This is a genomic window from Propionicicella superfundia DSM 22317 (genome assembly GCF_000423465.1).
Lineage (GTDB): Bacteria > Actinomycetota > Actinomycetes > Propionibacteriales > Propionibacteriaceae > Propionicicella > Propionicicella superfundia.
Map to the genome: position 1 here is coordinate 478,268 of NZ_KE384020.1, position 20,786 is coordinate 499,053.

The following is a 20,786-nucleotide window of genomic DNA, read 5'->3' on the forward strand; positions in this document are numbered from 1 at the left end:
CCCACCCTAGCCCAGCCCGACGGTCGGAACCAACCCCCTCCCTCTCTCGACATGATGAGGAGGCGACATAGTGACAACGTGGCACGCCCGGGTGACCTTCGCCCGGACCGGAGTCATCACCCCCGAGATCCTGGCCGATGCGCTGGAGAGGCTGGACAGGCTCTCTCCTGCCGGGTCGGTCGACCCCGACGGCGGTCAGGGAAGCGTGGGCGTATTCGTCGAGGCCACCGATCCGGTGGCGGCTGCGGCCGCGGCTGCGGAGCTGGTATCCGAGGCGGTCGACGGCGACGTGACGGTGACGGGTCTTGAGGTCGCGACCGAGGCGGCGTTCCTGACGGCCCTGTCGCGGCCGCGGTTCCCCGAGGTCGTCGGCTATGCCGAGATCGCGGACATGGCCGGCGTGTCGCGTCAGCGGGCGCGCGCCTTCGCCGGCATGCCTGGATTCCCGCCTGCGGTGATCGAGACCCGGCAGGGTCCGCTGATGGACAGGGCGGCGGTGGCGGCCTGGGTCGCGAGGCGCAACACGAGCACCGGCCGCCCGCGTCGGGCCGGCTGAGGGAAGGAGGGTTCCCGCCGCAGGTGGTGGCTCGCGATGGGGTAAACTAAAAGGTGCGTTAATCGCAGATGTCCGGGCGGGTGCCCGGCGAGTCCTAAGGCCTCCTTCGGGAGGCCTTAGTGGTATGACAAGTAAAGGGGCAGCCGTTGCAGCGGCTGCCCCTCGGTTCCCCTGGCTCATGCCCGCGTCAGGGTCGCAACAGTCTAGATTCCCTCCACCGATCCTGTCCAGACGTCGAGCACGCCGGCGATGGCGAGCAGCTCGCGCATCGTGAGTGCGGCCAGGCCATCGCTGCTCGCCAGCTTGCGCCGGAGCGTCGAGTAGGAGATCCCGGACGCAAGAGCGAGTCCGTTGATCGAGAGCCCGGCGGCGTCTACTCGGCCACCGAGTGTGGTTTGCGCGTTAGCCATATAGCTAGCTTAGCCATATGGCTAACGTTGTCAAGCGCAATCCAGCTATCTTCTTAGCCATTTTGGCGATATGCTGAGCGGGTGGATAACGACAGGGGCCGAGAGTTTTCGCGCCTAGTGGCGATCGAACTCGTCGCCGAGGGCAAGCGGAAGGGCGTGACGCAGCGCCAACTGGCGGCCGCCATGGGTGTGGGTGCGCCGCAACTGACCTACTACGTCACGGGAAAGAGGGGGAGCGTGACCATGGCTCACCTTCTCGGTGCCGCGGAGCGACTCGGCATCGATCCCGAGGTCATCGTCGAGCGTGCCTACGACGCGCTCGGTGCGTGGGGGGACGACCACGACGAGATACGGGTGATCGAGGTGGACGTCGAGGAGGTCAGGCCACGACCCCGATCGCACGCGCGAAGGCCTGATCCATCGTCACCGCCCGATCCTCGTCACTGAGGCACGAGTCGATGAGCAGGATCTGGTACCGCCGGATCATGATCCCCGGCGCGGGGAGATCGGGCGCCTCGATCACGCGCCAGCCTGCGACGTCCAGCAGAGCAACTCCATCGTCCATACCTGTAGCGCAGCGGCGCCGGCCGGCGCGCGTGGCGGGTGCGTGTCCCCGGAATCAGCGACACCCGGCCGGGGGAGGGCATCGACATGGCGTGGACTGAGCAGCTACCGTCCGGCCGGTACCGCGGCGGATACCGCCTACCCACCGGCGAGATCCGATACACGCCGGTCTCCGACCACAAGGAGCCGGCGCGTCGCGCCGCCGTCGACGCCGAGGCCAAGACGCATGCGCCGGGATGGGTGGATCCCCGCCGAGGCGAGATCACATGGGGGAGCTGGCACGCGGTCTGGTGGCCGGCCCGCAGGATCGAGCCGGCGACCCGCCGGAACGAGGCCTCGATGGTCGAGACCTGGATCATGCCCCGATGGGGAGAGGTGCCGCTGGCCGCGATCGACAATTGGTCGGTCCAGGCCTGGGCGACCGGTATCGCCGATGAGCGGAAGCCGGCGACGGCCAGGCGGGTGCTGACGATCCTCGTCAGCTCGCTGTCGGCCGCGGTGCGCGCGCAGGTCCTGCCGGCGAATCCCGCGCTCGGGGTCACGCTCGAGCGGATCGTGCCCAAGGATCCCGTCTTCCTGGATCGCGAGCAGTACGCAGCGCTCGCCGCGCGGGTGGGCACTGGTCCGAGTCGTGGGCTGCTGGACTTCCTGGTGGGCACCGGCGCCCGCTGGGGCGAGGCTGCCGGCTTCCATGCGCACCGCCTCGATCTCGTCCACGCGCAGGCTCGGATCGCGGAGGTCCTGTCGGACGACGGCCGTGAGGTCAAGCCGTACCCGAAGGGCGGACGGCGGCGGACCGTGCCGCTGCTGCAGTGGGTCGTCGAGCATGTCGAGATCCCGGAGGCCGAACGATGCGGCATTCCGCACCGGCGCGAGACGTGCCGCTCGGGCCTGCTGTTCCCGGCCCCGCGGGGCGGCGCGTGGGACGACCGGAATTTCAGCCGGCGGGTGCTGCAGCCGGCCGCGAAGGCCGCCGGCCTCGGCTCGCTCGGGCTCGGCCTGCATGACCTGCGCCACACCTACGCATCCTGGCTGGTCGCCGACGGCGTCCCGCTGAGCCGCGTCGCCGAGCTGCTCGGCCACGCCAGCGCCAAGACGACCGAGATCTACACGCACTTCGCGCCCGCGAGGGCGGCGGACGTGGCTTCGGCTTTGCGGGAGCCGGCCATCGCGGAGGCGCCCCGCGGGCGCCCGCAGTTGCGCGTCGTCAAGTGACCGGGCGTGGAGCAGACATGGAGCAGCACGCTACTACTTGACGCTGCGTCAAGTTATGTCGTGTCACGCGCAAAACTCCACCTGGTAAGGGGTTGCGCATGCCTTGCTACGCGAGGCTATGCCGTCTCATGTGGCGCTACGGGACGTGATTTTCCCTGACACGGAAGAGGTCACTGGTTCAAACCCAGTATCGCCCACCAGCGAAGCCCCTTAGAGATAAGGGGCTTCAGTGTTATGAGGGCCGCGTCTGCCCTGCCGCCGTGTGTGGCGACCCACCACCGAACTGGCCGAACTGCGAGGGCCGTGCCCCGTTGAGGCTCTCGCACACGGGGGGAATGCGCGCGAGAGCCTCAATCGCGACGGACGACAAGGGGGATCGTCGTCGCGAGATGGAACCCTGCGTCTCAAACTACGTGCGTACGAGGGATCCAACAGGGCTTTCGGAAGATCTCGTGTGTCCTGTCTTCGGGTGACGCACGAACCGCCGGGTTGCGGGCGGTGATCAGGCACATGGTGGGACGTCCGCGTGGTCGACGACCGGGTGTGATCCGCCACCGCCTCAGGAGCGGGGTGTCTATCGACAATATTTTCCATATGGACCCCGTGAGTTTCGGTTGATAGACAGGAGCCATGACATACACAATCACTGTCACAGATCAGGAGAAGTCGGCGATGGAAGATGCCCTGGAGCACGCCGGGCGGATTTATCGGAAGTGCGCGGACGATTTCCGCACGAGTGGGAGGGCCGCGTTGGCGGAGAGCTATCAGGTCGACGCACAGCGCATCGACCGCGTCCTCGCCGGCCTCAAGCGGAGCCAACCGGAGCGGCTCGCGAGCTAGCCCACCGTCCCGGATGCCCATGAGCGCTGCCTGCTGGGACTTCTCCGGGGCGGCGGGGCTTCCCGGGATCGGCGGCGGGACCGAGACGGAGTCCCATGCCGCCCGAGTGCAGGTCCTCCGTCACGATGTCGCGTGCGCCCCTTCCGCCCCCCGGTATCGACTGTCGTGTTCCGCCGAGATGCCGACGTATTCTGCGAACGTGACGTCCGGGTGAAGTGAAATCGAGTCCATCGGTTTCTGAAGGATATATTCCCGATTCGGTTCGAATTGCACGTGCGCCACGCCGCCCCTTGTTTATTGCACAGATGCCCAGGATTCGCTGTGGGATGGCGGTCCCAGCGATGGGGTAGGGCTGGGGAGACCGCCGTCTCGCGATGCGGATGCCGAGGCGCGCGGGGCCATGGCTTGAGGGACATCGCGTTCGCGGGAGGCCCGCGTCCGATTCCGGCCGGTCCGGCGACGCGGAACGCTCGGCCCATCCGCGCGGGGCGACCGGGTCCGCGGTCTTCGGGAATCGCGACGCGTGACCCGAAAGTTCGGGTAGCTTAACTTCCATGGACAGGGGTGTGGCTCCCGGGGCCGAGAACCCCACGACGACGGAGGTGACGGCGCCACGGCCGCGCCACCGGCTCTCCTGGTTGTGGGGGCCCGCCTTCGTCGCGGCGATCGCCTACGTCGACCCCGGAAACGTGGCGGCGAACCTCACGGCAGGGTCGCGCTACGGATACCTCCTCGTCTGGGTCCTCGTGCTGGCGAACGCGATGGCCGTCCTCGTGCAGTACCTCTCGGCGAAGGTCGGTCTCGTCACGGGACACAGCCTGCCCGAGATCCTCGGCGACCGGCTGCGCCGCGGGCCTCGCATCGCCTACTGGCTGCAGGCGGAGGTCGTGGCCGCAGCCACCGATCTTGCCGAGGTCATCGGTGGGGCGATCGCGCTGCAGATCCTGTTCGGACTCCCGCTGGTCGTGGGCGGGATCGTGATCGGGGTCGTCTCGATGGCGTTGCTGTCCATCCAGACCCGCCGGGGGCAGCGGCCGTTCGAGTTCGTCGTCATGGGCCTGCTGCTCGTTGTCACGATCGGTTTCATGACCGGGCTGTTCTTCAGCGACGTCTCGTGGGGGGAGGCCGGCGCCGGGTTGCTGCCCCGGTTCGCCGGAGCCGACTCGGTGCTCATCGCGGCAGGAATGCTCGGCGCGACGGTGATGCCGCACGCGATCTACGTGCACTCGGCGCTGGCGCGGGACCGCCACGGCGGAGGAGGAACCGACCTCGGACGGCTGCTGCGCGCCACGCGCTGGGATGTCGTCGTGTCGATGGTGGTCGCCGGCGCCGTGAACATCGCGATGCTGCTGCTGGCGGCGGCAAGTCTCCAGGGCGTCGGCGGCACCGACTCGATCCAGGGCGCCCACGCGGCGATCTCCACCGCGCTGGGCCCCGCGGTCGGCGTCCTGTTCGGGATCGGACTGCTGGCATCCGGCCTCGCGTCGACATCCGTGGGCTGCTACGCCGGCGCAGCGATCATGTCGGGGCTGCTGCGGATTCGCGTCCCGATGGTCGTCCGCAGGGCCGTGACCTTGATCCCCGCCCTGCTCATCCTCGGTTCGGGAGTGAACCCGACCTGGGCCCTCGTGCTCAGCCAGGTCCTCCTCAGCGTGGGCATCCCCTTCGCGCTCGCGCCCCTTGTCTGGCTCACCGGTCGGCCCACGGTCATGGGGCGGTTTGCGAACTCGCTCGCGCTGCGCGTCGTCGCGTGGGTGGTCGTGGGCCTGATCGTGGCGCTGAACCTGGTTCTCGTCTGGCTCACGATGACGGGGGAGTCGTGATGGACGCTGTCGAGGCGCTGACGCCGGTCGTGCAGGACTACCTGAAGGTGATCTGGTCGGCGACCGAATGGGGCGATCCTCCCATCACGACGAAACGACTCGCGGAGCGGTTCGCCACGACGCAGGCCAACGTGTCCGACACGATGCGTCGCCTTCAGGCGCAGGGCCTCGTCGAGTACACGCCGTACCGGCCGGTGAGGCTGACCCCGCTCGGCGCGGAACTGGCGATCGCGATGGTGCGACGGCACCGGCTCATCGAGACCTTCCTCGCCGAGACGCTCGGGTATGCCTGGGACGAGGTCCACGACGAAGCGGAGCGGCTGGAGCACGCGGCGTCCGCCTCCTTCCTGGACCGGATCGATCGCCTGCTCGGACACCCTCGTTACGACCCTCACGGAGACCAGATACCGGGGCCCGCGGGGGAGTGGGTCCCGCCGACCGGCGTCGAGCGTCTGTCGGACGCCGCACCGGGGCGGTACCGGATCATCCGCGTCGCCGACTCCGACCCGGAGCGGCTGGCGCGTTTCGCTCGCCACGGCCTCGTGCCGCACCAGCCGGTGGAGGTGCTGTCCTCACCCGGCGCCTCGAAAGAGGTCGCCGTGGCCGGGCAGCGCATCGCGCTGCAACCGGAGGACTGTGACGTGGTGCGGGTCCGCGCCGAGCGTGCAGGCTGACCCGCCGCGTCGATCGGCCGTCATTCACAGAAATCTGCAACAATCGGCCAGCACCCCGCGACGGTGGGGCGCGGGAAGGGAGCTATGCCGGCTCGTCGGTTGACGCGCTGGCTGCCGGGCGTCGTGGTCGCGGTGGCCTGCGTGGTGGTGTTGAAACTGACGGGCACACCGCTGAGAGCGACGGCCCTGTACGCGGTGGGGTCGGTGTGGTCGGTGCTCCTGCCCGGGATGCTCGTGTCGCGGGCACTGCGCTCCCGGCCGCGCACCCTTGTCGCCGATCTGTCGCTCGGCTTCGTCACCGGACTCGCCCTGCAACTCGCCGCGTGGTTCGTCTTCACAGGGCTGGGCGCCGGGGGTTTTCTCGTGCTCTGGCCGATCCCGGTCGTCGTCCTGTGCGTCGCCGTGGGGCCGCTGCGCCGCCGGGTGTGGAGCCTGGCACCCTACGAGCGCCGACTGCACCCGGCCACCGCGTGGGCGAGCGTCGCCGCCTTCGCTGCGGCGATGGTTCCGCTTGTGAACACCTTCGGCGCCACCGGGCTGCCGCCCAGCCGGTGGTATCCGGACATGTACTGGCATCTCGGGAACACCCACGAGCTGATGCGGACAGTCGCGCCCCTCGCGCCCCAGGTGGCCGGCGAATCCCTCACCTACCACTGGTTCGCCAACGCCCACTTCGCGGCGATGTCGCTCACGACGGGGATCGATCCCATTCTCGTCGTCGGCAGACTGTGGATGCCCGTCATCGCGGTCGTGACCCTCGGCATGCTGCTGGCCGCCGCCGACACGCTGGTCGGACGCTCGTGGCCGGGCGTGGTCGCGGCCGCCTTGACGTTCCCAGCGCCCAGATCCAGGTGGCGCAGTGGTTCCGCATGCCCGGGCTGGAGTCGATGGCATTCCTCAGCCCCTCCCACCAGTACGCGGCGCCGCTGATGGTCTTCGCGATCGAGGCGCTCGTTCCCGCAGTACGCGGGCAGGCGATGCGCGGACGGTGGGCGACAGCCGCGATAGGTCTCGCGGTGCTGGGCGGTGCGAAGTCCTCGGCCCTGCCGGTCATGGTCTGCGGTGCGGCGCTCGTGATCGCGGTGGCCCTCGTGCGCCGGCGCGCCGTCCGGGCGCAGATCGTGACCCTCGGCCTGACGCTGCTCGGGGTCGTGTGCGTGTCGATTCCCCTGGCCAGCACGGGCGGCGCCGGCTCGACCGTGCAACTCCTGGCGACCATGGGCAGGACGAAGCCCTGGGAGGTGCAGTTCGGCTCTCCTGGCATCGACGCCTTCCACGACCCGATCCTCCCCGGCCTGGACAGCCCTGCGGGGCTGCTGTTCGTCGGTCTGCTGCTGATCCTGTACGCGATCGCGCTGGCCTGGGTCGTCCTCGCCGGGCCGCGCCTGCGGGCGGGCGACGGTGCCGCCTGGTTCCTCCTCGGGATCGGCATCGCCGGGTTCGCGGCGATGATGATCATCAGCCAGGCGAGCCTGTCGCAGGTCTATTTCATGCGCGGGGCGATGGTCGCGCTCAACCTGCTGGCCGCGATCGGGATCGCCGACCTGATGCGAGGTCGAGTCGCCGCCGTCTCGCCCTGGCGCCGCTGGTGCGTCGTCCTGGCGGGGGCGGGATGGGGCGGTGCGGTCGCCTTCGCCGCGCAATGGGCAGGGGGCCCGCGACCCGATCACGGAGAGGCGCTCGGCAGCCTGGGGCGCTCGATGGGCGTCTTCGCGGCCCTGACAGTCGTCTCCGTCGTCGGCGGGGTGATCGCGCAGCGCCGCGGACACCGATGGGCCGTGTTCGCCGGCGCGGGCGCCGTACTGGGCGCGGCGGTCCTGCCGTCGCTGCAGGGGCCGGCCCACCCTCTGCTGAGCGGTGCCCATGGGCTCCTCGTGGCGCTCCTCGTGGCCGCGGTCGGGGCCGGCCTGGCGGTCTGGTCCGGGCCGACACGGCTGCCCGCTCGGCGCCCCGTGCGTGCGGCGATCGCCCTGGTGGCGGCTTGCGCGGCCACCGTCGCGCTGCTCCTCCCGGTCGTCGGGTACGCCGACAGGCTGGACACGGCGCGCGCCAGGTCGAAGAGCACCCTCACCGACGCCGAACTCGGGGCGGCGCGGTGGATCGCGGCGAACGTCGCCGAGTTCGACCTCGTCGCCACGAACGCGCATTGCCTACAGGTGAAGACGACGCCATCGTGCGACGCGCGGTCCTTCTGGGTCTCCGGCCTCGGGGGGCGGCGCGTCCTGGTCGAGGGATGGCCCTACACCGTTGCGGGGCGCGAGGCGCACGGCCGCGGAGGACACGGCTACTTCACGGCGGACTTCTCGGATCCGGCCCTGCTCGCGCTGAACGATGCGGCGTTCACCGAGCCGACCCGGGATCGCCTCGATGAGTTGTACGGGAAGGGCGTCCGCTACCTTCTGGCCGATCAGCGGGCGTCAGAGGTCGACTGGCGCGCCTTGGACGCGCTCGCCGAGCGCACGTATGGCGATCCCAGCCGGGGGGCTCTGGTCTACCGGTTGCGGACGCCGGCCTAGAAGCCACCTAGCGCGGGCTGTGCCCACGCAGCGTGGAGGTCACGAGGTCCACGTCGGCGGGCGTGTTCCAGACGTGGAACGCCAGGCGGAGCCGTCCCGCTCTGCCGGACGCGCGGACTCCGACCGCCTGCAGGCGCTGGAGCAGGGAGCCGTCGGGGTCGTCCACCGTGACGATCGCACGGTGCTGCTCGGAAACGTGGAGTTCCCTGCAGACGGCATCGCCCAGAGCGGATGCATGCTTCCAGAGAGCTTCGACATCTGCTCGGGCGAACAGGGCGAGGGACTGCTCCGCCCCCACGAACGCCTGCCAGGCCGGCGACACGTCGAAGCGGCGCGCATCGTCGGCCAGCACCATGCCGGGGCCGTAGCAGCGAGCCCACGGATCGTCCCCGGCGTACCATCCGGCGGAGATCGGCAGGAGACGGTCCTGGGCCTCGGAGCGGACGGTCAGGAAGGCGACGCCGCGCGGGGCGCACAGCCATTTGTACGCATGGCACACGGTCACGTCGAACAGGTTCGCGTCGATCGGCAGGACACCCGCGGCCTGTGTGAGATCCGCGAGCGTCAGGGCTCCGTGTCGCGTCGCGGTCGCCGCGATCGCTGCGGCGTCGGCGACCTCGCCGGTGGCGGATTGGACCACCGAGTACGAGACGAGGGCGGTGCGACCGGTGATCGCGTCGGCCAGGGCGGGCAGCGGTGCCGAGCGCACCGTCAGCCCCCTCGCGAGGAACGGGTAGATGACGGACGTGAAGTCCTCGTCCGGGACGAGCACCTCGGCGCCGGCGGGCAGGGCGGCGGCGACCGCCGCCACCAGCGACGAGGTCTGCGACCCGATCGCCACCCGGGCGGCGGGCATGCCGACAAGCCTGGCGTAGTGGGATCGAGCGGCGCTGACGGGCGCGTCGTAGCCGGCGGCGTCCACGCGCCCGTGGCGCCACCGGTCGAGGTCGGCCGCGAGCGCGTCGGCGGCGCGGCGCGGGGCGATACCGCATGTGGCCGCGGCGAGGTATCCGCGATCGGCCTCGAACTCGGCGGCAAGGGAGGGGACAGTCAGCAGGTCGGCGACAGACACACGTCGAGCATCCTCGACGAGCACATATGACACCAGTGCATGTTTCGTCTCGTATGCATAACATCAGGGCATGAACGCCGAGACTCCGATCGACCTGCACACGCTGCGCGTCACGCGCGCGATCGCCGACCACGGATCGGTGACGGCGGCAGCGGCCGCCCTCGGCTACAGCCAGCCGGCGGTGAGTCAGCATCTGCGCCGCGCCGAGCGACGACTCGGAACGCCTCTGGTGCTGCGCGACGGACGCGGAGTGCGACTCACCGAGCCCGGACAGGTGCTGGCGCGGCACGCCAGGACGATCCTGGCCGGGCTGGAGGCCGCGGCGGACGAGTTGTCGCGGATGGTCGACCGGGCCGCTGGGACGGTCCGGGTCGCAGGCTTCCCGAGCGTGTCGTCGACGATCGTGCCGCGGTTCATGGCCCGCCTTGCCGGGGAATGCCCCGACGTCCAGATCGCCTACACGGAGGCGGAGCCGCCCGAGGCGCTGGAGATGCTCGCCGACGGCCGGATCGACCTGGCGATCACCTTCCGCTACCCAGGAGACGGGTCCGACCCCCACACGGGCCTGACCGGCATGGCGACCCTCGCCCTGTTCGACGATCCTGTCGTCGTGGCGCTGCCCCGAACGCACCCGCTCGACGGCCGGGACGCGGTGGCGCTCGACGAGCTCAGCGAGGCGAGGTGGATCGCCGGATGCCCGCTGTGCCGGGGGCATCTGCTGGCCGCCTGCACCGCATCCGGTTTCACCCCGCACGTCGCGCACGCCACGGACAACGTCGTCGCCGTGCTGGGGCTCGTGCAGGCCGGTCTCGGCGTGGCGCTCCTGCCCGATCTCGCACTGCTCCCGCTGGACGTGCCGCCTGGGGTCGGCGTCCATCCGACCCGGCCGGCGGAGAGCCGGCAGGTGAATCTGATCCACCGCGCGGGCGCCGACCAGGTCCCGGCCGTGCGGGAGGCCGTGCGCGTGCTGGTGGCCGCGGCGCAGGCACGACGCGCTCGGCGCTGAGCGACGCGGCCGCCGGGTCGGCCGGGGCACTACCCTGAGCCGTCAGGGAGGTCCCGCCCATGAACATTCACAAGCCCGAATGGCTTGAGTCGGTACTCGAACGCCTGAGTCCGACCGGCCTCACCTTCTCGCTGTGGCTGCTGTGGGTGGCTCTGGCGCCGAGCCTCATCGCGCGCGAGTGGTGGATGACGATGGCGAACGTCGCCCTCTGCATGAGCTACGGCTATCTGCTCGGCGTGATCGTGGAGCGCGTGGCCCTGGCGGCCGGGCGGTGGGCGGGATTCAGGATCACCCTCCGGCCCGGACTCGCCAAGCGGATCGAGTTCCTCTGGAACCTGACACTCGCGATCATCACGCTCGTCGTGGTGGTGCAGAGCGTCCTCCAGCAGCAGGAGACCGCGCGGCTCGTCGGGATGACGTTGAACATCCCCGTCGAGAGCACCATCGGCACGATTGCCGGGGTCGTCCTGTTCGTCGTTCTGCTCGGCTTCGGGCGTCTCGTGGCGCGCCTGTGGGGTCGCCTCGTGAAACTCGGCGGCCGGTACATCTCGCCCGCGTCGGCCGCCATCGTGGGGACGCTCCTCATCACCCTCGTCCTGGCGCTGTCGGCCGGCGGTGCGGTCTCAGCCGGGCTCCAGCTCGTGTTCCGGCAGGCGCAGATCGCGAACGAGGAGACGCTGCCGGGCCGGTCGCAACCGACCGAGCCCGAGCGTTCCGGGTCGCCCGACTCGCCGGAGCACTGGAGCGGTCTGGGTGCTCAGGGCCAGGCCGTCGTGTCGGACGGGCCACGCGCCGCCGACATCACGGCCGTCACCGGAGCACCGGCGAAGACGCCGATCCGTGTGTACGCCGGCCTGGTCAACCACAACGACAGCCTGGAGGAGACCGCAGCCGCGGTCGTCGCCGAGCTGTACCGGACGAAGGCGTTCGACCGCGCGGTGCTCGCCGTGATGACCGGGGCGGGCAAGGGGTGGATCCAGGAATGGAACGTCGCGTCGGTGGAGTACCTGACGAACGGGGACTGCGCGACCGCGTCCATGCAGTACAGCTACACGCTGAGCCCGTTCACCTACGTGTCCGATCCCGAAAAGCCGAAGGAGGCAGGCAAGCTGCTGTTCGACAAGGTGTACGCCGAGTGGCTGAAGCTGCCTGTCGACCAACGCCCGAAGCTCGTCGTCGGTGGCGAGTCGCTGGGCGCCTACGGCGGAACCGCCGCGTTCGAGTCCCTGGAAGACATGACGTCGAAGGTGGACGGCGCGGTGTGGGTGGGGACGCCCAGCTTCACGGCGCTGTGGCAGGACCTGACGGCCAAGCGGCGCACGGGGAGTCCTGAGATCGCACCCGTGATCGACAACGGTCGGGTCGTGCGGTTCGTGAACGACGCCTCGCAACTGAGTCACGACATCTACGGTGCGCCCTACGACGACTGGGGGAGCAAACGGGTGATCTTCGTGCAGCACCCGTCGGACCCCATCGTGTGGTGGAGCTGGGACCTGCTGTGGAGGGAGCCCGACTGGCTGCGGGAACCGCTCGGGTCGGACGTCGTCCCGGCCATGTCGTGGCGATCCTGGGCGAGTTTCTGGCAGCTCGCCGCCGACATGGCCATCGCGCAGAACGCCGCGCCCGGCCACGGGCATACCTACCACGAGGATCTCGTGCCGGTCTGGGCGGCGGCGCTGGGGCAGGACTTCACGAGGGACTTCTCGGCGATCGAGGCGGCGATCCGTGCCAAGAACCTGCCGCGGTAGCCGCCGGGGCACACGGCACCGGCCCTCGCGAGCGTCCTGATGTGACGCGAGCGATGCGGTTCGGCTACAGTGGGGCGTCGCCCGGGCGATTGGCGCAGTGGTAGCGCGCTTCGTTCACACCGAAGAGGTCACTGGTTCGAACCCAGTATCGCCCACCCGTGAGACCCCTTAGGAATAAGGGGTCTCAGCGTTTCCGGGGAATGTTCGCCGGGTGTCGTGGGGCCTGCGTGGGACTCGTGCCGGGGGTCCGGATGGCTCGGGAGTGGTTGTGTGCGACCGAGGTCGCCGTCTCGGGCGGGCGTCGTCCCGTGGGGACATGTGCGTCCCCGTATCCCGTTATCAGCACATCCCATGTCTGCCGCCACCCGTGACACGGGGATCTGCTGCGCGCCTTCTCGTCGGACGAGGTGTGCGCGTTGAGCGTAGTGAACGAAGGGACGACCAGTGGGCAATATGAACTCTCCGGCCGACAACGGGTCAGATCGTGAGAAACAACTCCGGCTTGCGAAGCGGGACTTCATCCGGGAGATGGCCGTTGAGGCGGAGCTGCAGTACAACGATGCCGAGCGCGCCTACAACGCGTTCATCACGACGGTGCTCGTGTCCGTGACGGGTATCGCGTCAAGCTGACGGGTTTCGGTACGTTCGAGCGACGGATGCGCGAGGGCCATGTGTCCCGGTTCAGCAAGAAGGGCACCGTCGAGGACTACGCGGTCCTGGCCTTCAAGGCCACGCGGGCGAGCAGCGAGTTCATCGCCCTGGGTGACGACAAGGTCGAGGGCGCGAAGGTGCCCGGGATCCGGTGACGGATCGCTGCTGCGGGGTCGTACCGCATCTCTCGTTGCGCTGTCGGTGCTCGTAGAGTGCGCGATGCCTGCGCAGCCAGCGACGGCGTGCCGCCCGATTGCCGATCTGTTCGTGCGGACACAGACAGAGAAACCCGGCAGCGGTGGCTGCCGGGTCCTGAAGCGGTGTGCACGGGGTGCGTGGGTGCCGGGGGCGGGGGACTCCGCGTGGATCGCGGGGCGGGTGCGTCCTCCGCGTCGATACGCTTGGGAGATGCTGGAGAACCTGCTGTGGCTGTTCGCCGGAGCGGTCCTGGGCGTCGCACTCGACCGGGTATGGGATCCGGTCTGGCAGCGGTTCGCGGGCACCCTTCGTCGCAGGCGGTCGGCCGGTCGCGTGCGAACCGACGCCACGATTCACGCGACGGTCCCGCAGGCCTATAGAAGCGCCGGTCTCGGGGACAGCCTGATCCGGGCATCGGCCCTTCCGTCTCTCGACATGCCGATGCTCTTCGACGAGAGCCTGTCCGTGAGCGCCGACGCGGCCACGGGCCGGGTCCCCTTCGTCCTGATCGACGATCCGGTCAGACGCGAGTTCCCCGTCGATCGCGGTGTGATCCGCGCGAAGCGGGCCAGCGGCGCAGAGCTCTGGGACGGGGACGTCCTGTATCTGGTGAGCGCCGCGATCGACGAGGCGGGGGCCGGCCACGTCGTGCGTTCCCTGCGTGTCGGGGTCGCGAACTATTTCTCGTACGTGACGGTCTCGAACGCGTGGAAGTCGCGCATGACGTGTCGTGGTTCGGACTGGCTGCACGGCAGCCCGTATCGGAGCCTCCTCTCGCTACTGGCCGATCCGCCGATGCCGCTGGCCATCGCCGCTGTCGCGGTGTGCGTGTTCGAGACGGGGGACGGTTTGAGGATCCCCGTCGCGACGCGCTCCGAGGCGGTCGTGAACGGAATGGGGAGAGCCGGCCTGATCCCGACATTCGGCCTCGAGAGCAACGTGAAGGCCGGGCAGGCGAGCCGGTTCGATGTCCTGACCTACAACTTCCTCAAGGAGTTCATGGAGGAGATGTTCGGCTACGAGCCGCTGATCCACGAGGCGGACTCGGGGCGTCTCGATCCCGATGCGATCTTCGGCAATCCCATGGGGGAGCTGTTGCTCGCCCAGTTCGCGGACGGGCGGGCGCGCCTGGAGATCGCGGGCATCAGCGGGGAGCTGACCGATGGGACGCTGACGATCTTGCTGGATGCTCGCTTCACCGATCCTGAGTTCTACCTGGCGGTTCGCCGGGCGGCCAAGCCGAACTTCGAGTGGCGGGCCGATGGCGACTCGCGCGAGCCGATCGTGTTCCACGACGCCGGTGATCTCCTGAGCGGGAGATCGCAGGTTCTCGGCCGTTTGACTCCGTCGAGCTTCATCGCCCTGGAGCTGTGGGCTCGGCGTTCGACCGCGCCGGGCGCCTCGCGACGCGAGCCGTGACTCTGGTGGGGGAGTGAGCAGGAAAACAACCCCCGCAGCTCGTGCGTGACGCACTGCTGCGGGGGGTGTTCTATGTGTTGATCGGGATCCGGATGAGCACAGCGATCGTGCGGCATGCGGTGCAGGTGCAGCCGGCCGCCGGATCATAGGCCGTGACGATCTGCTGATAACGGATCGCCTGCTGTTCGGTCGCGGACAGCGGCGGCGGGGCGAGGATGTCGGTGTTCTCGTTGGTGATGTGCCTCATTCATCTCCTCTGATCAGGTTCGTCAGCGCCTGCGCGTAGGTGTCCGTGGCCCTTCCGACGGCGGCCTGCTCGAACAGGTTGTGACGTCCAGGGAGGTCGCATGTCTCGTCTATCGGCATGATCGCGGCAGCGAGCGCGACGCGCGCCTGGGCCTCGCCGATCTCTCTGTTGGTGTTGCCGGCGGCTCGCATTCGGAACGAAAGAAGGCGCGCAACGCGGCTTCCGCCTTTGATGGGACGTTCTCGGTACACCGCCTGTCGGCTCGTCTGAGCATGAGCAGATCGACGTCATCATCCGGCGCTACGCGGCTGGCAACAGCGCGACTGTCATCGTCTCGGACTGCAACGTCGCCCCCTCCGCACTCATCAGCCGAAGCCACTGCGACGAGCTTGGCGGCGTCGATCTTCTGTTACTTGGCCAGCTCGCCGATGATCGTCGCCACGTTGAACAGGGAGCCGGAGTCGTTCGGGCGTTCCACCAGGTCGAACACCGTGGCCTCCGGAGATGACACATGCCCTGCTGCCGTGCGCGAGTTCTTGGAGAGGACCGGGATCTCTTCAACACGTGCGCGCTCGTAGAAGCGCAGCCGCACACGCTCGATGTCCCGGTCGGAGAGCGGACGGTCGACCATGACCTGGAAGACCTGCGGGCGTTGATGTGCCGCGCCGTGCAATTCCGCTGCCGACAGCAACCCTACGTAGTAGGACCTGCCGAGGAACCTCATCAGTTGGTCGATGAAGTCCATCGCCGGGACCACGCCCCACGATGAGAACTCCGACGGGATGGGGACGTAGAGGCCGGGTGCAGGGGCAAAGAAGTGACCGGCTCCGCGGGCACGCCTCATCGCCTCTCGGGCTGCACCACGAGAGAGTCCCGTCAGGTCGACGACCTGGTCGAGCGTCAACGCGCTGATGCCCCGGCCCACGACCTCATCGCGTGGGCGCCTCCTAGGTGTAAGTAACTGATTCGGAATCACACCAAACATGGCTTAGCCCGTTCTTCTTACGCCTATGACCGTTGAGCCGACCTCGAGAGCCGCTTCGCGATCTCGGCGTCGCGGTCGGCAGCGGCGTGCTGGTAGCGCATGGCGGCACCGGGCGTCGAGTGTCCGAGGCGTCCACTCCTCCCGCGCGCAGACGCCGCGGGTGACCTTGGCCCGCTTGTTGCGCAGGTCGATGTCCTTGCGGCGTAACTCGGTCAGCTCGCCGAAGCGCAGCGCACACCACGCAGCAAGCAGGGCCATGAACTTGTCGCGCTCGGGCAGTTCCTCGACGATGGTCTCCTCGCCCGGCGCCAGCGCGTCGCACCCCGTCGTTGACCGCCTCGGGAGTGATCCGGTCGATCCGCTGGTCGCCGAAGGCGGGTGGATGTAGGCCGCCCGGTAGCGGCCGGACGCCTGCCCGTGTCTGACAGAGAAGGACTGAGCCTCTATATGCCCTCTGGCCTGCGATGTCACTGCACGACCTGCGACACAGGAATACGTTCGAACCCAGTATCGCCCACAGATGGTGCCCCTTAGAGATAAGGGGCATCGGCGTTTCCAGGGGATGTTCGCCGGGTGTCGTGGGACCTGCGTGGGATTCGTGATTCGGGCCGGATGACGCGATGCCGGATCGATTTCCTGCGGACCATCCGACAACAACCCGTGAGCCATTTCGCCACCGGGTCGAGGTGCCGTCCGGAGCCCCGCAACGACCTCTGCGCAGTCCTGTCCTCAACTGCTAGCCCGGCTCGCCCACTAGGCATTACGGTGTCAGTGACGTGCCCACTCCCGAGGACAGGAGAAGCACATGCGGGTCGTGATCGTCGGTGGCTCTCATGCGGGGATCGCCTGCGCGCTGCGCGCGCGTGAGGAGTATCCCGATGCCGAGGTCGTCATTTACGAAAGGCAGGGTTCGGTCGGTTTCATCGCGCAGTCGATCCCGCTGTACCTGCGGGGGGACCGGCACTACGAGGAGCTCAAGAGCTACACCGACGTCCCGGCCTTGGAGCGGCAGGGCATCGTCGTCCGGATCAACACCGAAGTCCGTCGTGTCGACACCGACGCAAAGACGCTCGAGATCGTCCCGGCCGGCGGTGTGCCGCTCGTCGACCACTACGACCACCTCGTCCTGGCGACCGGATCCTACCCGTCGATTCCGCTGGCTTTCGGCTCTTACGGCGATTCGCTGTATCTGGTGAAGAGCTACGAGCACGCCGTGCGCATCAAGGAACTCATGGAGACGGCGAAGCGCATCGTGATCATCGGCGGCGGGGCCATCGGCGTCGAGATCGCCCGGGCGATGCGCTACAAGGACGTGCCGACGACGCTCCTGCAATCCCACGCGACGATCCTGGACCGTTACGTCGACGACGAGGTGAGCTCCGAGATCATCGACTCGCTGCGCGACGCGGGGCTCGACGTCTACACGGAGGCCCTCGTCACCGAGCTCGAAGAGGTGCTGGGGCCGGACGGCCGGCGCCAGGCCGTCGCAAAGACCGCCGACGGCCGGACGTTCAGCGGAGACGGGATCATCTATGCCACGGGCTTCCGCCCGAACTCCTTCCTCATCGGGGGCAAGGCGGAACTGGGTGACAAGGGAGCGATCGTCGTCGACGACTACATGCGCACCTCGATCCCGGACGTGTTCGCCGTCGGCGACTGCTCGACCACCACCCTCACCAACGTCGCCCGGCCGGTATACATCCCGCACGCCTCCGACGCCTTCCGTCAAGGTGAGATCGCCGCGATCAACCTGGTCGGGCCGCGCCAGAGGATCAACCCGTCGCAAGGCACCTACAACCTCAACATCGGCACTCGCACGATGTGCATCTCCGGGATGACATTCAAGCGCGCGGTCGAGGAGGGTTTCGACTCCGGGATCGCCTCCTACCGCAACGAGTTCCTCGACCTCGACGGTCTCCTGCCGCGCGAGGACAACGACGAGGACCCCTACTACAAGATCTGGCTCATCTACGAGAGAGGCACGCACAAGATCCTCGGGTTCCAGCTTCGAGGGACGGCGACCGACCTGTCGCTGTATGCCGATCTCATGTCGCTGGCCATCGAGCGCGGCCTGACCGTCGAGGATCTGGAGTTCGTCGACTTCTACTTCAAGCAGGGGTACGCGAACCCGCGGTCCTTCTCGAAGTACCTCGCCGCGGTCGTCCGCCAGCAGGATCCCCGGGGGTGATCGCGACGGCCACGGCACCGACCTCCAGCACCGACCGCGACTACCTGGTCGCGACCCTGGACGCGCTGCGACGGCTTGAGGACGCAGGCAAGGCGCGGGGCGATCTGGAGCGCGAGTTCGTCCGTCGCTCGCAGCACCGCCGCACGCTCCTGTCCGCGCTGGTCGCCTCGATCATCCCGATCGGCACCTGGGCGTTCTTCCTCGCGACCCAGGTCGGCGCCTCGCGCGACCTCGTCGAGAGCCTGAATCTGCTCGTGGTGCGGTCCATGGGCCTCGTCGGAGCGACCGTGCTGCTTTTCCTCGTCGTGTACATCGGCTGCAACCGGCTGTGGCGCTCGACTGCCACGGGGCGGCTGCGGACGTTCGTCGAGAAGCCGGTGCGCGCGGAGTACCTGCGCCGCCGCGACGCGCTCGACGCACGGTCGGAGGCGATCCTCGCCGAGCCCGTCTTCGCCGATCCGCGGATCCCGGCGAACCTCATCCACCCGCACACCGTCACGCTGCTCCTGCGGCTCTTCGACTCCGGGCAGGCCACCTTCCTCGACGCCGCGCTCTACATGCTCGGCCAGGAGATGGCGAACACGGCCTACTACAGCCATATCGTGCCGGGCGAGACGCCGGCCGACCGTGAACGGGCGCGTATCGCCGCCAATCGGCAGGAGGGGGCCGACCATGACTGACGACCTCACGACGTCCTCCGATGGGTCCCCGGTCGACGGTGCCGGCGCCGAACAGGCCGCGCCCGATCTGGGTGCCAAAGACGTGGCGGTCGAGGGTTTCGTCCACGACGCGTACTACGAGCGCGGCCACGGGTGGCTCAAGGTTCGCCAGACCTTGGTGGCCCTCGTGTTCTGGTTCGTGCTGCTCGCGCCCATCGTCGTCCTCATCAACTCCGTGAGTCGCGAGGCCAGGTGGGAGGGCATCTATCGCTGGTCCTACGCCGACGGCTACGAACTGGTCCGGTTCCTGCTTCTCGCGATCGCGGTCATCTTCGTGGTCGTCCTCGGCTTCAGCATCTACCTGCTGCTGCGCAACAACCACCGTGAGAAGAAGGTCTACCCATACCGCAAGACGTATGACGAGGCGGGTCTCGCCAAGCGCAAGGCGATCCTCGAGGCCATGTACGCCGAGCGCTTCGGCGCCGACGACGCACGGCACGGCACCCGCTACTACGTGGTCGCGCCCGAGCAGAACCTCGACACCGGGTACGTGCAGGAACTCTTCCACCAGGGTCAGACCGACGTCGGTGAGGAGGTGCACGGGTGATCGGCGACGCCATCGCCGCGTTCATGGCCTGGGCGCAGACATTCTTCTTCACCCCACTGGCCGTCGTCCTGTCGCTGTTCCCCATCATGGGAGCGATCGCCTGGACGGTCGGCGGGTGGTTCTACCGCTTCTTCTACGTCGGCAAGTTCACCGAGAAGAGCTTCCGGCCGGTGCCGCCGGAGGAACAGCCCTTCATCACGATCATGGTTCCCGCGCACAACGAGGAAGTCATGATCGAGGAGACCATCGACTACCTGATGAACGAGATCAGGTACGACAACTACGAGGTGCTGGTCTGCGATGACGGGTCGAAGGACACGACACCGGACATCCTCGCCCGCCTGTCAGTGAAGTACGACCGGCTGCGCGTGCTGCGGATCGACAAGAACAAGGGCAAGGCTCACGCCTTCAACATCGGCGTGGGGTTCGCGCGCGGGGAGTTCATCCTCTCCAACGATGCCGACACCGTGCCCGAGCCCGACGCGCTGTGGAAGTACATGAACTACTTCCTGGCCCCCGGAGGGCAGAACACCGCGGCCGTCACCGCGAACATGGATGTGCAGAACCGCTCCCTCATCGTCGAGAAGTCGCAGACCGTCGAGTTCTCCTCCATCGTCGGGATCATCAAGCGATCCCAGATCGGCGTGCTCGGCAACATGTACGCCTATTCGGGCGCCAACACGATGTACCGAAAGGACGCCCTGATCGACGTCGGGCTGTTCCGGCAGGATCGCGCGACCGAGGACATCTCCATCTGCTGGGACCAGCAGTACGCCGGATGGAAGGCCGACTTCGCGCCGGACATCATGTTCTACATGAACGTGCCCAACACGTTCTCCATGCTCTACACCCAGCGCAAACGGTGGGCGAAGGGCGGCACCGAGTCGTGGGTGACGAACTTCAAGCGCGTCGCCAAGCACCCGCTGCTCAACCTCCCGAAGGTCGTCATGCTCCTCGACCAGACCGGGTCGATCACGTGGAGCTTCTACTACCTCGCCTTCACGCTGTGGCTCGCGTTGCGGATCGTCTTCTTCGTCCTGACAGGGGACGCCGAGCAGTTCGAGCACACCCTCGACATGGTCTTCGTCTTCAGTGCGTTCATCACCGTCGTCGGTTCCTGGCAGATCGTCGCGGCGCTGTGGCTCGACAATCATGGCGCCAAGCTCAAGTACCTCTTCTTCGCCCCTGCGTACATGGCCTGGTACTGGCAGATGAACGCCATCACAGTGGCCACGACGTTCGTGCCCGCGATCAGGGGCGTGCTCGGGTTCAGCGCCGAGGGGACCTGGGTGAGTCCGGACCGTACGAAGATGGGGCAGGCCAAGAAGCCCGTCGACGCGGTCGCCTCGCGCTGACGCCGCTTCGGGGGCGGCCGGCAGCACTGCGCGTTGCGGCCCGAGGCGGTTCA

Annotated in this window: 24 protein-coding genes and 1 tRNA gene; 18 read left to right on the forward strand and 7 right to left on the reverse strand. The window is 68.3% G+C overall.

The window, feature by feature from the left end:
* Nucleotides 1-70 precede the first annotated feature (70 nt).
* On the forward strand, nucleotides 71-556 hold the full coding sequence (locus G555_RS0107340; RefSeq protein WP_036921565.1) for a hypothetical protein: 486 nt from the start codon (nucleotides 71-73) through the stop codon (nucleotides 554-556).
* 203 nt (nucleotides 557-759) lie between these two features.
* On the opposite strand, the gene G555_RS0107345 is transcribed toward G555_RS0107340, so the two are convergent.
* Nucleotides 760-966, reverse strand: coding sequence for a hypothetical protein (locus G555_RS0107345; RefSeq protein ID WP_028708380.1), 207 nt, complete (start codon nucleotides 964-966; stop codon nucleotides 760-762).
* Between the two features lie 183 nt (nucleotides 967-1,149).
* On the opposite strand from G555_RS0107345, the gene G555_RS23370 reads away from it, so the two are divergent.
* The gene (locus G555_RS23370) at nucleotides 1,150-1,413 is read left to right on the forward strand and encodes a wHTH domain-containing protein (protein ID WP_425413840.1); all 264 of its coding nucleotides are present in this window, start codon (nucleotides 1,150-1,152) and stop codon (nucleotides 1,411-1,413) included.
* Here G555_RS23370 and G555_RS22590 read toward each other — a convergent pair.
* Complete coding sequence (locus G555_RS22590; RefSeq protein ID WP_169337866.1) at nucleotides 1,346-1,531, reverse strand: hypothetical protein; 186 nt, start codon at nucleotides 1,529-1,531, stop codon at nucleotides 1,346-1,348. The genes G555_RS23370 and G555_RS22590 overlap by 68 nt on opposite strands.
* 86 nt (nucleotides 1,532-1,617) lie before the next feature.
* Between G555_RS22590 and G555_RS0107360 the strand changes: the two genes are divergently transcribed.
* From G555_RS0107360 to G555_RS0107385, 6 genes are all read left to right on the forward strand, one after another.
* A complete protein-coding gene (locus tag G555_RS0107360; RefSeq protein ID WP_028708382.1) occupies nucleotides 1,618-2,745 on the forward strand; it encodes a tyrosine-type recombinase/integrase in 1,128 nt (375 codons plus the stop codon).
* A 630-nt stretch (nucleotides 2,746-3,375) separates the two neighbouring features.
* On the forward strand, nucleotides 3,376-3,585 hold the full coding sequence (locus G555_RS0107365; RefSeq protein ID WP_028708383.1) for a hypothetical protein: 210 nt from the start codon (nucleotides 3,376-3,378) through the stop codon (nucleotides 3,583-3,585).
* Between the two features lie 554 nt (nucleotides 3,586-4,139).
* Nucleotides 4,140-5,408: an Nramp family divalent metal transporter gene (locus G555_RS0107370; protein ID WP_036921568.1), complete on the forward strand. Its 1,269-nt coding sequence runs from the start codon at nucleotides 4,140-4,142 to the stop codon at nucleotides 5,406-5,408.
* Nucleotides 5,408-6,082 (forward strand): metal-dependent transcriptional regulator, encoded by a 675-nt coding sequence (locus G555_RS0107375; RefSeq protein WP_028708385.1) that lies wholly within the window; start codon nucleotides 5,408-5,410, stop codon nucleotides 6,080-6,082. Before G555_RS0107370 ends, G555_RS0107375 begins: the two co-directional genes overlap by 1 nt.
* An 84-nt stretch (nucleotides 6,083-6,166) precedes the next feature.
* Complete coding sequence (locus G555_RS0107380) at nucleotides 6,167-7,012, forward strand: hypothetical protein (RefSeq protein ID WP_028708386.1); 846 nt, start codon at nucleotides 6,167-6,169, stop codon at nucleotides 7,010-7,012.
* Nucleotides 6,952-8,598, forward strand: coding sequence for a hypothetical protein (locus G555_RS0107385; RefSeq protein ID WP_028708387.1), 1,647 nt, complete (start codon nucleotides 6,952-6,954; stop codon nucleotides 8,596-8,598). Before G555_RS0107380 ends, G555_RS0107385 begins: the two co-directional genes overlap by 61 nt.
* A 7-nt stretch (nucleotides 8,599-8,605) precedes the next feature.
* Here G555_RS0107385 and G555_RS0107390 read toward each other — a convergent pair whose 3' ends face one another.
* Entirely contained in the window at nucleotides 8,606-9,670 is a 1,065-nt protein-coding gene (locus G555_RS0107390) for an aminotransferase class V-fold PLP-dependent enzyme (RefSeq protein WP_211223193.1), read from the reverse strand.
* Nucleotides 9,671-9,740: 70 nt separating this feature from the next.
* Here G555_RS0107390 and G555_RS18565 point away from each other — a divergent pair, with 70 nt between their 5' ends.
* From G555_RS18565 to G555_RS0107420, 6 genes are all read left to right on the forward strand, one after another.
* Nucleotides 9,741-10,676, forward strand: a complete 936-nt coding sequence (locus G555_RS18565) for a LysR family transcriptional regulator (RefSeq protein ID WP_036921572.1) — start codon at nucleotides 9,741-9,743, stop codon at nucleotides 10,674-10,676.
* Between the two features lie 59 nt (nucleotides 10,677-10,735).
* On the forward strand, nucleotides 10,736-12,424 hold the full coding sequence (locus tag G555_RS0107400) for an alpha/beta hydrolase (protein ID WP_036921575.1): 1,689 nt from the start codon (nucleotides 10,736-10,738) through the stop codon (nucleotides 12,422-12,424).
* Between the two features lie 83 nt (nucleotides 12,425-12,507).
* Nucleotides 12,508-12,579, forward strand: a tRNA-Val gene (locus tag G555_RS0107405).
* A 298-nt stretch (nucleotides 12,580-12,877) separates the two neighbouring features.
* Nucleotides 12,878-13,054 carry a hypothetical protein gene (locus G555_RS22250; protein ID WP_156887468.1) on the forward strand — a complete coding sequence of 59 codons (177 nt, stop codon included), beginning with the start codon at nucleotides 12,878-12,880 and terminating at the stop codon, nucleotides 13,052-13,054.
* Between the two features lie 26 nt (nucleotides 13,055-13,080).
* Nucleotides 13,081-13,230, forward strand: coding sequence for a hypothetical protein (locus tag G555_RS22255; protein WP_156887469.1), 150 nt, complete (start codon nucleotides 13,081-13,083; stop codon nucleotides 13,228-13,230).
* Nucleotides 13,231-13,483: 253 nt separating this feature from the next.
* On the forward strand, nucleotides 13,484-14,692 hold the full coding sequence (locus tag G555_RS0107420) for a hypothetical protein (protein WP_028708390.1): 1,209 nt from the start codon (nucleotides 13,484-13,486) through the stop codon (nucleotides 14,690-14,692).
* A gap of 70 nt (nucleotides 14,693-14,762) precedes the next feature.
* On the opposite strand, the gene G555_RS22260 is transcribed toward G555_RS0107420, so the two are convergent.
* The 4 genes from G555_RS22260 to G555_RS22810 all read right to left on the reverse strand — a co-directional run bounded on the left by G555_RS22260 (nucleotide 14,763) and on the right by G555_RS22810 (nucleotide 16,395).
* A complete protein-coding gene (locus G555_RS22260) occupies nucleotides 14,763-14,939 on the reverse strand; it encodes a hypothetical protein (protein ID WP_156887470.1) in 177 nt (58 codons plus the stop codon).
* Nucleotides 14,936-15,130, reverse strand: coding sequence for a hypothetical protein (locus tag G555_RS21170; RefSeq protein WP_051208546.1), 195 nt, complete (start codon nucleotides 15,128-15,130; stop codon nucleotides 14,936-14,938). The genes G555_RS22260 and G555_RS21170 overlap by 4 nt, the downstream gene beginning before the upstream one ends.
* 218 nt (nucleotides 15,131-15,348) lie before the next feature.
* Nucleotides 15,349-15,864 carry a type IV toxin-antitoxin system AbiEi family antitoxin gene (locus tag G555_RS18570; RefSeq protein ID WP_051208547.1) on the reverse strand — a complete coding sequence of 172 codons (516 nt, stop codon included), beginning with the start codon at nucleotides 15,862-15,864 and terminating at the stop codon, nucleotides 15,349-15,351.
* A gap of 63 nt (nucleotides 15,865-15,927) precedes the next feature.
* The gene (locus G555_RS22810) at nucleotides 15,928-16,395 is read right to left on the reverse strand and encodes a site-specific integrase (protein WP_084634893.1); all 468 of its coding nucleotides are present in this window, start codon (nucleotides 16,393-16,395) and stop codon (nucleotides 15,928-15,930) included.
* Nucleotides 16,396-16,729: 334 nt separating this feature from the next.
* On the opposite strand from G555_RS22810, the gene G555_RS0107440 reads away from it, so the two are divergent.
* From G555_RS0107440 to G555_RS18580, 4 genes are read left to right on the forward strand one after another with little or no spacing between them, the layout of a single operon-like run.
* Nucleotides 16,730-18,112 carry an FAD-dependent oxidoreductase gene (locus tag G555_RS0107440; protein ID WP_028708391.1) on the forward strand — a complete coding sequence of 461 codons (1,383 nt, stop codon included), beginning with the start codon at nucleotides 16,730-16,732 and terminating at the stop codon, nucleotides 18,110-18,112.
* The gene (locus G555_RS0107445) at nucleotides 18,109-18,792 is read left to right on the forward strand and encodes a hypothetical protein (RefSeq protein ID WP_028708392.1); all 684 of its coding nucleotides are present in this window, start codon (nucleotides 18,109-18,111) and stop codon (nucleotides 18,790-18,792) included. The genes G555_RS0107440 and G555_RS0107445 overlap by 4 nt, the downstream gene beginning before the upstream one ends.
* Nucleotides 18,785-19,378, forward strand: coding sequence for a hypothetical protein (locus tag G555_RS18575; RefSeq protein ID WP_051208548.1), 594 nt, complete (start codon nucleotides 18,785-18,787; stop codon nucleotides 19,376-19,378). Before G555_RS0107445 ends, G555_RS18575 begins: the two co-directional genes overlap by 8 nt.
* Complete coding sequence (locus tag G555_RS18580; RefSeq protein ID WP_211223194.1) at nucleotides 19,375-20,733, forward strand: glycosyltransferase family 2 protein; 1,359 nt, start codon at nucleotides 19,375-19,377, stop codon at nucleotides 20,731-20,733. The genes G555_RS18575 and G555_RS18580 overlap by 4 nt, the downstream gene beginning before the upstream one ends.
* The last annotated feature ends 53 nt before the right edge of the window (nucleotides 20,734-20,786 follow it).

What these genes read in the sequence shown, in the direction of transcription:
- G555_RS0107345 (WP_028708380.1), bottom strand. Translation starts at nt 966, where the DNA reads ATGGCTAACGCGCAAACCACACTCGGTGGCCGAGTAGACGCCGCCGGG.
- G555_RS0107375 (WP_028708385.1), top strand. Translation starts at nt 5,408, where the DNA reads ATGGACGCTGTCGAGGCGCTGACGCCGGTCGTGCAGGACTACCTGAAG.
- G555_RS23370 (WP_425413840.1), top strand. Translation starts at nt 1,150, where the DNA reads ATGGGTGTGGGTGCGCCGCAACTGACCTACTACGTCACGGGAAAGAGG.
- G555_RS22250 (WP_156887468.1), top strand. Translation starts at nt 12,878, where the DNA reads ATGAACTCTCCGGCCGACAACGGGTCAGATCGTGAGAAACAACTCCGG.
- G555_RS0107360 (WP_028708382.1), top strand. Translation starts at nt 1,618, where the DNA reads ATGGCGTGGACTGAGCAGCTACCGTCCGGCCGGTACCGCGGCGGATAC.
- G555_RS0107365 (WP_028708383.1), top strand. Translation starts at nt 3,376, where the DNA reads ATGACATACACAATCACTGTCACAGATCAGGAGAAGTCGGCGATGGAA.
- G555_RS0107420 (WP_028708390.1), top strand. Translation starts at nt 13,484, where the DNA reads ATGCTGGAGAACCTGCTGTGGCTGTTCGCCGGAGCGGTCCTGGGCGTC.
- G555_RS18565 (WP_036921572.1), top strand. Translation starts at nt 9,741, where the DNA reads ATGAACGCCGAGACTCCGATCGACCTGCACACGCTGCGCGTCACGCGC.
- G555_RS0107440 (WP_028708391.1), top strand. Translation starts at nt 16,730, where the DNA reads ATGCGGGTCGTGATCGTCGGTGGCTCTCATGCGGGGATCGCCTGCGCG.
- G555_RS18575 (WP_051208548.1), top strand. Translation starts at nt 18,785, where the DNA reads ATGACTGACGACCTCACGACGTCCTCCGATGGGTCCCCGGTCGACGGT.
- G555_RS22260 (WP_156887470.1), bottom strand. Translation starts at nt 14,939, where the DNA reads ATGAGGCACATCACCAACGAGAACACCGACATCCTCGCCCCGCCGCCG.
- G555_RS22255 (WP_156887469.1), top strand. Translation starts at nt 13,081, where the DNA reads ATGCGCGAGGGCCATGTGTCCCGGTTCAGCAAGAAGGGCACCGTCGAG.
- G555_RS21170 (WP_051208546.1), bottom strand. Translation starts at nt 15,130, where the DNA reads ATGCGAGCCGCCGGCAACACCAACAGAGAGATCGGCGAGGCCCAGGCG.
- G555_RS0107385 (WP_028708387.1), top strand. Translation starts at nt 6,952, where the DNA reads ATGCCCGGGCTGGAGTCGATGGCATTCCTCAGCCCCTCCCACCAGTAC.
- G555_RS0107400 (WP_036921575.1), top strand. Translation starts at nt 10,736, where the DNA reads ATGAACATTCACAAGCCCGAATGGCTTGAGTCGGTACTCGAACGCCTG.
- G555_RS0107380 (WP_028708386.1), top strand. Translation starts at nt 6,167, where the DNA reads ATGCCGGCTCGTCGGTTGACGCGCTGGCTGCCGGGCGTCGTGGTCGCG.
- G555_RS0107370 (WP_036921568.1), top strand. Translation starts at nt 4,140, where the DNA reads ATGGACAGGGGTGTGGCTCCCGGGGCCGAGAACCCCACGACGACGGAG.
- G555_RS22590 (WP_169337866.1), bottom strand. Translation starts at nt 1,531, where the DNA reads ATGGACGATGGAGTTGCTCTGCTGGACGTCGCAGGCTGGCGCGTGATC.